A 13925-nucleotide genomic window follows, 5' to 3' on the forward strand; every position below is an offset into this window, starting at 1 on the left:
TAAACGTGCAAGATCTCGATTTGGCGGCCAAGATTGGGCCGCCAGTAAACAAAGACTTAAGTCTTAATAAAATAAACAGGGGTTATTTCGATGGCAACACCACACATTAATGCTGTAGAGGGCGCATTCGCTGAGACAGTTCTGTTTCCAGGCGATCCATTACGTGCAAAATATATTGCTGAAACATTCTTAGAAAATGTTGAGCAAGTGACTGACGTTCGAAACATGCTAGGTTTTACCGGTACTTACAAAGGTAAACGTATTTCTGTTATGGGTTCAGGCATGGGTATTCCTTCATGCTCAATCTATGCAACTGAATTAATTAAAGACTACGGCGTTAAGAACCTGATCCGCGTGGGTACTTGTGGCGCGATCAGCACTGACGTTAAAGTGCGCGATGTGATCATCGGCATGGGTGCTTGTACCGATTCGCAAGTTAACCGTTTACGTTTCAAAGGCCAAGATTTCGCTGCTATCGCGAACTACGAGCTGATGAATGCTGTGATCGAATCTGCCAAAGTGAAAGGCACTAAGATCCGTGTTGGTAACGTTTTCTCTGCCGACCTGTTCTACACTCCTGATCCACAAATGTTTGACGTGATGGAAAAAATGGGCGTGTTAGGCGTAGAGATGGAAGCCGCTGGTTTATACGGTGTTGCCCATGAATTCGGTGCCCGTGCACTGTGTGTGGTAACTGTATCTGACCATATCCGTACTGGCGAAAAAACCACTTCCGATGAGCGTCAAACCACGTTCAACGATATGATCGTGATGACATTAGACGCTGCAATTACGCTGTAATGTGTCGCTAATTTCGTTATAAGAAAAGGGTTCGCACTGCGAACCCTTTTTTATTGTCTCGTTATCTCAAGTTCAATCGGCTTAGCTGTATTGCTGAATCTTAAATTGGCAATCCTCAATGCAGCGCTGAACCCAAGACGCTTCAGTTTGAGCTGATACGCCTCGATTAACCCGTAGAATCGGTATCTAAATCGCTCGGTTGAGCAGGGGCTTTCTCTGCGGTAGATTTCGCCGCAGTGGTTTTCACTCGACGCACCGATTTAACCTTAGGTTTATTCGGCGCGGGCGTTGAGCTTGGCGCCTCGGTGACTGAAGCTTGAGTCGCCTGTTCTCTGGTATCCGTTTTAGATTGAGACTGAGACTGAGACTGAGGCGTTGGCTCAGATGATGACTCATCCTTGGTCTCTTTCTCTGGTTTTATCTCTGGTTTAAGCTCTGGCTTCACATCAAGCGCTTTCTCTGCTGCTTTCTCTGATACGGGTTCTGGCGCAAGTGCAGCTTTTGTTTCTGCGCTTGTTTTGGCTTTCTTCGCTTTAGATTCGGCAATGGCTTGATTGCTGTCTTCATTCTGCGCCTTGCTTACAGCCGATTTCTCCAAGAGCGGAGTGTCGAGATCCTGTTCTGCTTTGCTTTCTTTTGCCTTTTTAGCTTCTGCCGGCTTTTGCACTGCCTCAGTGCCACTTGCGATAACGGCATCCTGCTGGGTATCTTGACTATCCGATGGCTTAGCTTCCTCGGCCGCTTCGGGTACTTTTATGGCTTTATTCTTCTTAGGGTTTTTACGCAATTTGGCGCGGGTGCGACGGCGGTCAAAATCGGCGCGCTTAAAGGACAAGGCGCGGGATAACAACATGCCGATAAGGCCGGCAACCAGCAGCATCATTTGCTGCTGCTCCATATTTAGGTTATGCGCTTCTTTGATTTCATTAAAAAATAGTTTGGTATCGAGTCTAACCTCGACATAGCCTAAATTTTTTCCATCTTGGATCACGGGTTCGACATAAGGTGGATATTTGCTTAGGAGCAAACTCATGTCTTCCGATTCGGGATCTAAGGCTTCATTGGTCAGGCTTTGGGCGAAGGCTAAGCGTATACCTTGGTCGCTGAAAATGGCTGCCGACATCACCTTAGGATCTTCGACTAAGGCGCTGGCCAGCCATTGGAGCTGCTCATCGTTTTGCAATTGTAGGGCGGGCGCTGCGCTGTAGGCCGTTTGTTGTACCAGTAATCTGGCCATCTTTTGCGTTTGGGACTTTAGAAGCAGCTGACCTTGTAGTAGGCTTGTCTGCCACAATTGCACTAAGCCGACCATCAAGGTCAGGGCGATGGCGATTTGGAGCAGTCTACTGATTTTATGGCTTTTCTTTAGCCCTTTAAGATATAACACTTTGACCCTTAATAGTTAGAGCGCTTGCCTAATCATAATTGATTCTGAGTAAGCCCGATAGTTGGAGAACACGAGTCCTATGGAAAGCTTGAACCAAAATGCGCTGTTTGTATGGTTAGCTGCTAGCCCTTCACCTCGCTTTGAATATCAGGGGCTCAGTTTCGAGGCTTATCAGGAATCGTCTACGCGGCCATCCCAGAGCGGATTTGCTATGCGTCTGATTTACGAAGATTTAAGCATTGAAGACTCATTAGCGGCTTGGATTGTTTCTCTAGCTGAAAGCCTCAAATTAACCTCGCTCTCCATCGCACCTATTCGCCGTCAAGTGGCGCTGCATTGTGTGGAATTAGCGCTTCCCGTGGAGCCGAGTGCTGAGCTGTTAGCCACTTGTCCATCGCAGGTGGAGTTACACCTTATTCGTGGCCCATTACCTAAACTGAGCGAACCTGGTTTACTGGTGATGGACATGGATTCTACCGCGATCCAAATTGAATGTATTGATGAACTTGCCGCGATGGCAGGGGTCGGCGAGCAAGTGGCGGCGATCACAGAGCGCGCGATGCAGGGCGAGCTGGATTTCGAGCAGAGTTTGCGCCAAAGGGTTGCCCAGCTCGAGGGCACCGATGCCAAGATTATTCAAACCTTGTGTGACACTTTGCCACTGATGCCGGGCCTTGAGGCCATGCTGACCGAGCTTAAGTCGCACCATTGGCGCCTCGTTGTGGCCTCAGGCGGCTTTACGCCGTTCGTTGGTCACTTAAAACAGCTGTTGAATTTAGACGCTGCCTTTGCCAATGAATTAGTGATTGCGGACGGCAAGCTCGCGGGAACCGTCACGGGGAAAGTCGTCGATGCCCAGTTTAAGGCCGATGTGGTGAACCGTTGTAGCCAAGACTGGCAGATCCCTGTTGGGCAGCGTGTTGCCATCGGTGATGGTGCAAACGATATCCCTATGGTGCAGGCGGCGGACTTTGGGATTGCCTTCCATGCTAAGCCTAAACTTGCGGCGGCGGCTGATGCGCGGATCCGCAGTTTAGATCTGCGGGTATTGCCTTATCTGCTGCAGTTTTAATTTATCCACTGTTTCCGAGTCGTGAACATTAGAGTAATGACTCTTGTTTTTTGACGCTTAGCTGGTAGTTTAGTGTTCATTAATGGACTACCAGCGACTGACTTTGACTTCCCCTTCATCCCAACACTCGGCGCAAACGCCCGCACAAACTTCCCTCTATATTCCGTACCGAGATGGACAGCTGCATCTGCGCCAGTTGTTGCCTGCTAATGCGGATTTTTCAAAGCCTCCGATCCTGATGTTACATGGCGCCATGTCCAATGGCCGGGTATTTTACAGCCAGAGTGGCCGAGGCTTAGGATGCTTTCTCGCTCAGGCGGGCTTTGCTGTATATGTGCTGGATACGGCGGGCAGAGGTTTGAGTCTACCCAAAATTGCGCGTGGGTTTACTCTGGGGCAAGGGGAGGTGATCCGCGAGCAGCTGCCATTAGTGCAGCAGCATATTTTGAAGATACATCAACAGCGTTGTCAGGAGCAGGGAAAGCCGGCGCCATCGCAGCTGCATTGGTGCGCGCATTCTTGGGGCGGCGTGTTGATGGCAAGCGCCTTAGCGCGTTACCCCGATTTGCAGCAGAGTGTACGGTCATTGCTAACCTTTGGTAGTAAACGCACGATTCGAGTGAAGTCCTTTAAAAAATGGCTGATGGTCGATGTGTTTTGGAATCGCCTCGCCCCGAGTTTAGCCGTGGGGCAGGGGTATCTCGCCGCCGATAAACTGCGTGTCGGCATGGATAACGAGAGCCGGGCCTCATTAACTCAAAGCATAGATTGGGTGCGTGGAGAGTGGCGTGACCATGACGATGGCTTCGATTATGGCAAGGCGGCGAAAGCGGCCAACTGGCCCGTCGCGTGGTTTATTGCTGGGCAAAACGACACTGTGCTTGGGCATCCCGAAGATGTCGCCGATATGATCTCTGAATGTGGTTTTCGCCAAGTGAAATACACTTTGCTCTCAAAGGCGAATGGCTTTAAACACGACTATGGTCATGCGGATATGCTGACCCATCTGGATGCGATGAATGACCATTTTCCGCTGATCCGCGATTGGTATCTCGGGTTTGAATTGGCGGTGTTAAAAGACTAGGGCTATGTACCCTCGTTTATTTTTGCAGAGCAGGATAGCGCAGCTCCACCTCTTGGGTGATATCGAGTAGCTCACCTACACCGATAATCCGCCAGAGTTGTTCCTCGAGTTGTTTCGCCCTGTGGTTTGCGTGGATGTTGATGTATTCCAATTCGCGGCGCAGGTAACCCATATCCGGTTTCTCGGTTGCACCACGGTAAATCCGCAGCGCCATAAAGCGTCCCGCCAGTTTACTTTGGTTGATAAAGGCGATTTTGGCCTGCGCATCTCCAAGCTCGGTGGCGGGAACACATTTTAAATGGAATTGACCGCGGGACTGGCGGGTTAATTGGATAAATACCTCAATAAAATCCATATCCTGCTGCGGCTTCATTTGGCGGATAGGATCGAGAATGTCCCGTTTAAAGAATCCATCTTTTAGTAGCGGCGCGAGATTATATTGCAGGGTATCCGAGGAACCTGCGGCAAAAATATCGCTGATTTCATCATGCTCAGTGCTGACCCCTAAACAGGCGACCTGTGCCGATTTTGTTGTTTTTTCAACAAAGTAGGGGACCGAGTGCAGCTCGCGTAGCAGAATGTTTTTTAAACCATCGGCGAGCTCTTTTATCTCGCTATTGTTCTCGGTCAGCTGTTCGAGTTTTTCACGGTTATGGGCGATCAGTTTATTTAAAAACTCCACCCCAACGTGGGGCGTGTGACCCATGACCGCAGCTAAATGGAGCGTCACGCCATTTTTACGGGTACGCACTAGACGGTAGGGTAAATTATCCAGCTGAGTCTTACCGGCAATGGTCTGCAACTTAGGCAAACTGATCATTATTGGCTTGTTGGTGGCAAACTCAGTCGGATTATCCAGCGTCAGCTGCATACCTCGGCCTGAAATATCTAAGGTTATCCCCGTCGCTTTTAGGGCTCCCTGTGACACATTGACTAAGGTTTTGAAGGCAAAACGAGCCTCCTGTCGACGCTCACTAAATTGCATCGAAACTGGCTTGATTTGGTGTGCCGTTAGGCGCTGTTGGCCAAAGGCTTTGAGCGCATTGGCATTGCTGTCGTCCTGCCAGGCTTTGTAGCTGGCCCTTTCATCCTCATTGGTGAGGTCTATAAGTTGCAGCATATGGCTGAACTGGGACAATTGCTGCTCCACCAGCGGGCTGTACTTGGCATCATCCCCCGGCAAGGTCGCACGGCGATAACCTTTAGCATGGTAAATCTTATCTGGGATGAGTTTGAAAATCCGCCAGCTCGGTTTCGTTGAAGCAAAACCGAGGAATAAAGACGTCATGCCCTTGGCTTTTAATTCGGCTAAGGTGGCCGAGTAAAAATACAGTGAGCCTTGAGCGTTGTAGGTAAAGCTAAAAAATAATCCGTAATCGGGGTTTTCAGGATGATTGACCAGCGCAGAGAGCCTTGCTGGCGTCAGCATGGCGGGCAACTGGCTGATATCATTCTCATCCTGAAAATAATGCACTATCTGCTGATTGTCGCGGCTCAGCAGCATATGGGTGATGGATTGGGACTGCTGATTGAGGAACAAAGGCAGATGCGGCAGGTGCGGTAGGTAATGACGCTCGAACCCCAAACCCGAGGCCGTCACTAAGACATCATTCACATCCAGCTTATAACGAAGTTTATAACCACGGATTAAGTTGCCCAGCATTTCACCTAAAGCATCGGTACCACCAATCCGGCGTAAGCGTAACCAAACGAATTCACCATTGGTTTGGCTATCGACAATCTGATAATCGACCCCGAGTTGTAAATCGGGGTAGTAATATTCTTCACTCAGCTCGAGCAGTTTGACCTTAAGGGGCTTGTCGAGATCGAAGGGATGATTCGCCGCCAAGCGAATGCGCGCACCGCCAACCGATAAATCGACGGTGATCCCCGGCATTTCCGTCCGCCCGGGTTGCGACACCGCAATGCGGATACTGTAATTCATCCGCTCTTCGGCGCGGTTAAAATAACTGCCGAGCACCACGCCGGGCACCATAAAAGGCTCGGGTTCGACGCTATCGGTTTGTTGTGTTACCTGACGCAGTTTTTGTCGCCGCTGTTGATGGGCGGCGATGACATATTCATACACCCCTAAGGTGTACTTATTGCGGTATAAAGACATGGCCGCTTGCAGACTATGCTTGGCGGGCTCATCGAGAAAATGGCGCTGTTGGCCGAGCATGACTTCGGTGCAGGGCAACTCAGATTTGTCTCTAAGATCGATAATCCGAGTGCAGGGAGAAGCCAAACGATTCAACTCCATTTTCAGCAGAAAACGGGTCGAATTGTTTTCATCGACAGTCAACTGCTGGAAAATCTCCTGGAAATTCGGTTCCATGAGCAGCGGCTTGAGCTGTTCTATGAGTGCACTATGGTTATCTAAACTCATGTAGGGTCTTTTCTAATGCTGATTTTATGCGTGCTGTGTTAGTCTAATGTCGGCAGTATTCACAGTTACTTAAATTGATTTTATACAGATTTTAATAAGTTATGGCAAAGAATAAAACCGCGTACGTGTGCAATGAGTGTGGACAGGATTTTCCACGCTGGCAAGGGCAATGCAGTGCTTGTCAGGAGTGGAATACGATAACTGAAGTGCGCTTAGGTGCCGCCTCGCCCGGACGGGGAACTAAGTTTGCGGGTTATGCCGGTGCTGGTAGTAGCGAAGTCAAAACCTTAGACCAAATTGACCTTAATGCCTTGCCACGGATTGTGAGCCATTTTGGCGAGCTCGACCGTGTGCTCGGGGGAGGCATAGTGCCAGGCTCTGCAATTCTGATTGGCGGTCATCCCGGTGCGGGTAAGAGTACGCTGTTACTCCAAACCCTGTGCCATTTAGCCGAGCAAATGCCTGCGCTCTATGTGACGGGTGAAGAGTCCCTGCAGCAAGTCGCTATGCGCGCCCATCGCTTAGGGCTGCCGACCAATAAACTGAGGATGTTATCCGAGACCAGTGTGGAGCAGATCTGCGAAGTCGCCCTGCAAGAATCGCCAAAAGTCATCGTCGTCGACTCTATTCAAGTCATGCATATGAGCGATGTGGCGTCGAGCCCAGGCAGTGTGTCGCAGGTACGTGAATCGGCCTCCTATTTAACTCGCTTTGCCAAGCAAAACGGTATCGCCGTGATCATGGTCGGCCATGTGACTAAAGACGGCAGCCTCGCCGGGCCTAAAGTGCTTGAGCACTGTATCGATTGTTCTGTGATGTTTGAAGGGGATAGCGACAGCCGTTATCGCACCTTGCGCTCCCACAAGAACCGGTTCGGGGCGATTAACGAGTTAGGCGTATTCGCCATGACCGAGCGTGGTTTGAAGGAAGTGGCTAACCCTTCAGCGATTTTCCTCTCCCGCGGCGAGGAGGAGTCCTCGGGCTCCTTAGTGATGGTGGTATGGGAAGGCACGCGCCCGCTGTTGGTAGAACTTCAGGTGCTAGTGGATAATTCGGCGATGTCGAACCCGCGCCGCGTCGCTGTGGGCATGGATGCGAACCGTTTAGCCATGTTACTGGCAGTGATGCATCGCCATGGTGGGTTACAAATGTCGGATCAGGATGTGTTTGTCAACGTCGTTGGCGGGGTTAAAGTGACGGAAACCAGTGCCGACTTAACCTTGCTGCTGGCCATGGTATCGAGTTTCCGTGGCGATATTTTACCGAGCGATTTAGTGGTGTTCGGTGAAGTGGGCTTATCTGGGGAAATTCGCCCCGTGCCCAATGGTCAAGAACGTTTAGTTGAAGCCGCCAAACATGGTTTTAAGCGAGCGATCGTGCCCCGTGCCAATGTGCCGAAAAAGCCGCCAGCGGGCATGGAAGTAGTGGGCGTGGCAAAATTATCCGAAGCCCTCGAAGCGATATAATCATCAAAACAAAAACAGCGCCAAGGGCGCTGTTTTTTATGATGTCGTTGGCTTATAAAGCTGTGTCACACAGCATTTTATTTTTAATCTGCGCTGTTGTGCTTTTCGATAAAGAGCGCCAATTCACGATTCAGGATTGAAGCATCCCCTAAGTTCAGCTCAACGATGCGTTTAAGGTGGCTGATGCTGTCCACATCAATGAATTTGCACTTAAGCCCTAGTTGTTGGTTGCGTTGATGCACTAACTCGGTTTGCATTTGCAGCTCAATATCCGAGCCTGGCAAGGTAAAACTGAGGGTGATTGGCTCACTTGAATGGCTAAATCCGGCAGGTTCGTCCACCAGTGCGCCATTTAGGCTGAGGTCGAGTATGGTGGTTTGCCATTGTTTATCGCCTTGGTGTACCGATGCGCTAGCGGCAAAGAGGATCCGCGAGAACTTTCGTCTTTCATCAATCACTACTTTTTTATCGTTCATAGTTTGTTAGTGCTCACCCCAATCAATATGCCTAAGCATATGTCATATTGATGTTACTGTAAAAGTTCGGCAGTTTTTTGTGCGAGAAAGTAACGGAGATCGCATATTTTACCTTTTCCTCATATGCAAATATGAAAAAGTATGAATAATTCAGTTAAGCAAAATAAGAGATGTAGAACATGGCCTATAGTGTGCTCGTTGTCGATGATGAAGCGGTTATTCGTGCTCGATTGAAAGGGTATTTTGAAAAAGAAGGTTACCGCGTTGTCGAGGCGGCCGATGGCGAGCAGATGTGGCACGAGTTTAATCGTCAACATATTGATTTAATTATGTTAGACATTAACCTACCCGGGGTGGATGGTTTAAGCTTAACCCGTGAGTTACGTAGCCGCTCCCATGTGGGGATTATCTTAGTTTCGGGCCGTGATGAATCGATTGATAAAATCGTTGGCCTTGAGATGGGCGCCGATGATTATGTGACTAAGCCCTTCGAGCTTCGGGAGCTATTGGTTAGGGTTAAAAACCTACTGTGGCGGATTTCTCTGGTAAAACAAGCCGAACAAGCGCTGGTGCAGGAATTATCCGAGCCCGATGATGTGATGAGTTTTGAAGGCTATCGGCTTGAATTAAACAGCCGTAAGTTGCGCCAAGGGGAGACGCTTATCAAGCTCACTAAGGCCGAATTTGAGTTATTAACCGCCTTTGCTTTGCATCCGCAGCAGGTACTTTCCCGCGAGCGCTTAATGCAGCAAACCAGCCATCGCAATCAGGATGTGAATGACAGAACCATAGATGTCATCATCCGCCGTCTGCGTAATAAGCTCAATCCCGAACTCTTTGTTACTGTCCATGGTGAGGGTTATTTGTTTGCCGCTAAGGTGGATGATTGAGCCGAGTGCTAATAAAGGCTACGGGCGCACTTGATACAGGGGATAAAAATCCGCTTCGGCGAGACTAAAGCTAAGATCCGATAGGGTATTTTGTGAGGTCGTGCGCTCAACGATAGCAGGACCTATATCGCCAAAAGGCGCAGCGCCTTCGAGCTGTTTTACCGTGACATCGATGGCGAGTTTGCCCTGTAACACGACCAAGTCATCATTGCTGTAGACCACTTTTTGCCGCTTTAAGCCGCGCAGAATCGCGGGGGATAAGTAACTGCTCACCAGCTTGATGTCTTGCGTCAGCTGTTTTTGTTTGAGGGTGCTGACAGCGGCTTCTATCGCCACCGCACTGCCGAGAATATAGTCTGGGCGCTGGGCTTTTAGCAGAATCTGTAATTGATCGCGGTAGAGATTGCGATTGTTATCGGCATGCTGAATCGCGCTGATGCTGACATTGCTGCCCTCGAGGGCATGGCGAATGCCTTGTTCGACTAAATCAGTGCCGCCTAGGTTTTCAGGACCCGCTAAGAGGGCTAAGGTGGTCTGCTGGGTGGGCGTATGTGCTTTGGCATCCGCTTTTATAAAATTGCCCGCACTAAGTCCCATTTGATACCAGTTAACGCCGATATGGGTCTGCACTTGCTCTGCATTGAGTTTATTGACTAGGGCGAGCACGGGTTTAGTTAGTGGCTCTGGAAACTGTTCGAGCAGATTGGGACTCACGGCGCCAAGCAGAATCGCGTCGTAATCTCCCTTCATGCAGGCGCTTAATTGCTCGAGTTGTTTATCCTGATGGTAATAGCTGCCCGCTTCGAACAGATCAAGCGATACGCCGAGGCGTTTTGCCTGTTGGATCAACCCGTAGTCGATGCCAATCCAATAGGCATCCTTCAGGTGGGGGACTAAGGCACAAATGCGCCAAGCCTGTTGTGCTTTAGTCAGGGGATGATAATTAAGTGCCTGCGCCTGTTGAATCTTGGCATTAAAGGGAAGGCGTAGCTCTAATGGCCAAGTTTGGCTGTTGGCGCCTGCTGCCGATAAACAAAACAGGCCAAAGGTGGTGAGTGTGAGCAAAGCTTGCCAAAATTTTCCCATTGTCCCGTATCATCCACTGTGATTATCTCGGATGCATTGTAACAGAAGGAATAAGCGTGGCGCCTTTATCTTTATCGCGAAGTAGTTTAACCGGCAGACTCATGCTCGCCTTCGGTGTGCTTGGGGTATTGCTGTTGCTACTGGTTAGCTTAGGTAGCCTGAGTTTGCATTGGCTCAAACAGGCCGACAGTTATCTGTATGAAGAATCCTTACCCGCCTCCCAAGCCGCGCGCCAATTAGTGCAGGCTTCTAATGCCTTATCCGATGGTGTGACCCAATTAGGCCAAGTGGAGGACGAGCGGCAGCGGGAATTTATCGGCCGTAAGCTCAGCCTTGAAAGCGCCACAATGTTAAATAGCATCAAAGTGTTACTAACATTGGATGTGAACGAAGATAATCATTTATCCGTATTAGCAGGGCAAATCATCGAGCAACTAACCTTATTGGGTAAGAGTGTCGGCCAGCGCATTACCTTAGGCGATGAGTTACAGCTTAGGGCCCGCGAATTATCGGTTGCCGCAGGTCATGCCTCTGAATTATTGCAATCCGAATTGGCGGTCGTCGACTCGGCGATTTTGGCAAAACTCAGCCAATCCTATCCGGATATGGCGGGGGATAAACGCAGTGGCCAATTGCTCGATGATGTGATTGAGCGAGAGTTAGATGTGCAGGAGCAGCTCAACCGCGCACTCAAGTTAGTGCATCAAATTGCGCTGCTCAGTCAGTTATTTGAGGCATCAGAATTACAGTCCGAGCTACAGTTGAGTGTTCCCCGTTTATTGGCCACCTTTGCCAGCACTACGCCTTCCCATCCGGCGGCGCAGAGTAAACCCGTACTCGGAACGGCAATCGAGCAGGCATCGAGCGCGGTCACACAGCCGCCAAGGGGTGATGTTGGCATCGATTTAATGGCGCTCACCACAGTATCTGAGCTTATTCGCGATCCCGGCAGGCTCAAGGCGCTAAAGGCGGAGCTGGCAATCCTTCTTCATACCCCAAAAATCATTAAATTACAGCGAGAACTGAGCCAAAGCCTGCAGCGCCAACAGCGGCAGCAACAGGAGTTAGCGGAAAAACTCTATAGCCTCAACACGCTGGTGGACAGTGCGCTTAATCAACAGCAGCAGCGGGCAGAGCTTGCACGTAGCGATTATTTAATGCAGTTGTCCTACGCCCGTTTGGGGCTGTGGGGCACGGGCATCTTAATGTTGGTGATCATCGGTGTGGTGGTTTACCGGGTGATCTATCGCGGCATTGCCCTTAGATTAAATCAGGCGACCGAAGCCATGTCGCGCTTAAGTTTAGGGGACACCAATGTGAGCCTCGATGCCCACGGCGATGATGAATTAACCGCCATGGCCAATGCTATCGAGGCATTTAAGCGAAAAACCGCCCATAATCTGAAATTGCAGGCGGATTTACGCCAGGTGGCTGATGAGCTGACCGAGCATAAAAAGGCTCTCGAACAAACCGTGGCCACGCGGACCCAGGAATTGGCCGAAGCCAACCTGCGCCTCGATGCGGAGGCCAAAGGCCACGCTAAGGCAAGAATCGTTGCCGAGGAGGCGAGTCAGGCAAAATCCCAATTCTTGGCGACCATGAGTCATGAAATTCGCACCCCGCTCAATGGTTTACTCGGGACGCTTACCCTGCTCGGCCATAGCCAGTTACCGCCCGCGCAGCAACAGATGCTCGCGTTGTCGCAATATAGCGGCACGCTGCTGCAAACCGTGCTGAGCGATATTCTCGATTTCTCCCGCCTCGAGCAGGGTAATTTAACCAATGAGCCGCGGCCAACGGATATCAACGCCCTGCTCGATGAAGTGCTGGCGATCATGGTGGCGGGCGCCAATTTGGCGGGATTGAGCCTAAGGCTGAATCGTCCCCAGTTACCCGCGTGTATTCAGATCGATGGCCCTAAGCTGAGGCAAGTGCTGTTTAACTTGATTGGTAACGGCATTAAATTCACCCCCGAAGGCGGCGTGAGTCTCAATGTCAGCGTACGAGGCGATAAGTTAGCCTTTGTGGTGGCCGATACCGGCGTGGGGATTGCGCCCGAAGTGCGCGAGCAGTTATTTATGCCTTACTGCGTATTGCCTAATCAGGGGCGCAGCCGTGGGACAGGCTTAGGGCTTGCCATCTGCAAACAGTTAGTTGAACTGATGGATGCCGAGGGGCCGGGAATTTGGGTCAAGAGCGAGCCAGGCAAGGGCAGCGAGTTTGGTTTTGAGCTGAGCTTTACCCAATGTGACAAGGCATTGGATACGCAAACTCAGGTGCAAAAACGGGTTAATCCCCAACGGGTGTTAGTGATTGAAGACAACAAGGTCAATGCCATGGTCGCGCAGGGATTTTTGGCGCATTTAGGCCACAGCTCCAGCTTGGCCGTCAGTTGTCAGCAGGCGCTGGCGCATGTGAGTGGCGATAAGGCATTCGATGCCGTGATGCTCGATATTCAGCTGAGTGATGGCTCGGGACTCACGCTATTACCCCAGTTAAAGGCGTTATTCGCCAATGACAATGTGAAGTTCGCTGCCTTTACCGCGCAGATGCAAACGGAGGATCTTAGCCTGTATCGGGAGGCTGGGTTTGATACTGTGTTAGCCAAACCCTTGAGCCTGCAAACCCTGACAGAATGGTTAGGCGTTGCGCGTGTGCCAGCTTCAATGCCTGCTTTACCGTATGAGTCATCGTCGCAATCGGCACAATCACTTCAATCGCCAAATCAGGCAGAATCTACCAGCCAGAGCCATCAAGCTGAAACCTTGTTAGATCTTAACCAGTTACAGCAAGATCTTGAGGTCTTAGGCGTGAAAGCCGTGAGTGATATTTTGGCGCTCTATCGATGCTCCAGTGCCGAGCAAATTGAGCGACTCTCGGCGCTAACCTCTGTGGCGCATTTCAGCGAGGGCGCAAAACTATTGCATGCGCTTAAGGGCAGCAGTGCCAGCATGGGGCTAAAAGCACTGACCGAGTGTTGTCAGCAGTGGGAGAAAACACTCAACACCACAGGGGAAAATGTATTGGATAGTAAAGTCGTGGCTGAATTAACCGCCTGCTGGCAGGTGTCGATGACAGCGCTTGAGCAATGGCTCGCAAGACAGAATTAGTAACACAGGGCTAGCAACACTCGATTAGCAGCAAAGTATTCGCGACAAGACGTTAACTCTATAACTGAGTCGTCTTTAACTGCATGTATTTTGCCTAATCAATGCAAATCGAGGAATAAAAAAGCGGCTCCTATGGGAGCCGCATTTCGTTAATTTATTCTAGG

Annotated in this window: 10 protein-coding genes; 6 read left to right on the forward strand and 4 right to left on the reverse strand. The window is 50.3% G+C overall.

The window, feature by feature from the left end; all coding sequences use genetic code 11:
• Positions 1-90 precede the first annotated feature (90 nt).
• The gene (deoD, locus tag SHEWMR4_RS05440) at positions 91-801 is read left to right on the forward strand and encodes a purine-nucleoside phosphorylase (RefSeq protein WP_011621831.1); all 711 of its coding nucleotides are present in this window, start codon (positions 91-93) and stop codon (positions 799-801) included.
• A gap of 166 nt (positions 802-967) precedes the next feature.
• Here the strand turns inward: deoD and SHEWMR4_RS05445 are convergent, their stop codons facing one another.
• A complete protein-coding gene (locus SHEWMR4_RS05445) occupies positions 968-2188 on the reverse strand; it encodes a YtjB family periplasmic protein (protein WP_011621832.1) in 1221 nt (406 codons plus the stop codon).
• Between the two features lie 79 nt (positions 2189-2267).
• Between SHEWMR4_RS05445 and serB the strand changes: the two genes are divergently transcribed.
• Together serB and SHEWMR4_RS05455 are read left to right on the forward strand one after the other, a co-directional pair.
• On the forward strand, positions 2268-3260 hold the full coding sequence (serB, locus tag SHEWMR4_RS05450; protein ID WP_011621833.1) for a phosphoserine phosphatase SerB: 993 nt from the start codon (positions 2268-2270) through the stop codon (positions 3258-3260).
• An 82-nt stretch (positions 3261-3342) separates the two neighbouring features.
• Complete coding sequence (locus SHEWMR4_RS05455) at positions 3343-4344, forward strand: alpha/beta fold hydrolase (RefSeq protein WP_011621834.1); 1002 nt, start codon at positions 3343-3345, stop codon at positions 4342-4344.
• Between the two features lie 16 nt (positions 4345-4360).
• Here the strand turns inward: SHEWMR4_RS05455 and SHEWMR4_RS05460 are convergent, their stop codons facing one another.
• The gene (locus SHEWMR4_RS05460; RefSeq protein WP_011621835.1) at positions 4361-6733 is read right to left on the reverse strand and encodes a PilZ domain-containing protein; all 2373 of its coding nucleotides are present in this window, start codon (positions 6731-6733) and stop codon (positions 4361-4363) included.
• 101 nt (positions 6734-6834) lie between these two features.
• Between SHEWMR4_RS05460 and radA the strand changes: the two genes are divergently transcribed.
• Positions 6835-8199, forward strand: coding sequence for a DNA repair protein RadA (gene radA / locus SHEWMR4_RS05465; RefSeq protein WP_011621836.1), 1365 nt, complete (start codon positions 6835-6837; stop codon positions 8197-8199).
• Between the two features lie 83 nt (positions 8200-8282).
• Here the strand turns inward: radA and SHEWMR4_RS05470 are convergent, their stop codons facing one another.
• The gene (locus SHEWMR4_RS05470; protein ID WP_041408989.1) at positions 8283-8654 is read right to left on the reverse strand and encodes a PilZ domain-containing protein; all 372 of its coding nucleotides are present in this window, start codon (positions 8652-8654) and stop codon (positions 8283-8285) included.
• A 200-nt stretch (positions 8655-8854) separates the two neighbouring features.
• On the opposite strand from SHEWMR4_RS05470, the gene torR reads away from it, so the two are divergent.
• The gene (gene torR / locus SHEWMR4_RS05475) at positions 8855-9565 is read left to right on the forward strand and encodes a two-component system response regulator TorR (protein WP_011621838.1); all 711 of its coding nucleotides are present in this window, start codon (positions 8855-8857) and stop codon (positions 9563-9565) included.
• 18 nt (positions 9566-9583) lie between these two features.
• Here torR and torT read toward each other — a convergent pair whose 3' ends face one another.
• Complete coding sequence (gene torT / locus SHEWMR4_RS05480) at positions 9584-10651, reverse strand: TMAO reductase system periplasmic protein TorT (RefSeq protein ID WP_011621839.1); 1068 nt, start codon at positions 10649-10651, stop codon at positions 9584-9586.
• Between the two features lie 56 nt (positions 10652-10707).
• On the opposite strand from torT, the gene torS reads away from it, so the two are divergent.
• On the forward strand, positions 10708-13761 hold the full coding sequence (gene torS / locus SHEWMR4_RS05485; protein ID WP_011621840.1) for a TMAO reductase system sensor histidine kinase/response regulator TorS: 3054 nt from the start codon (positions 10708-10710) through the stop codon (positions 13759-13761).
• Positions 13762-13925 lie beyond the last annotated feature (164 nt).

The sequence above is a fragment of the Shewanella sp. MR-4 genome (assembly GCF_000014685.1).
GTDB lineage: Bacteria > Pseudomonadota > Gammaproteobacteria > Enterobacterales > Shewanellaceae > Shewanella.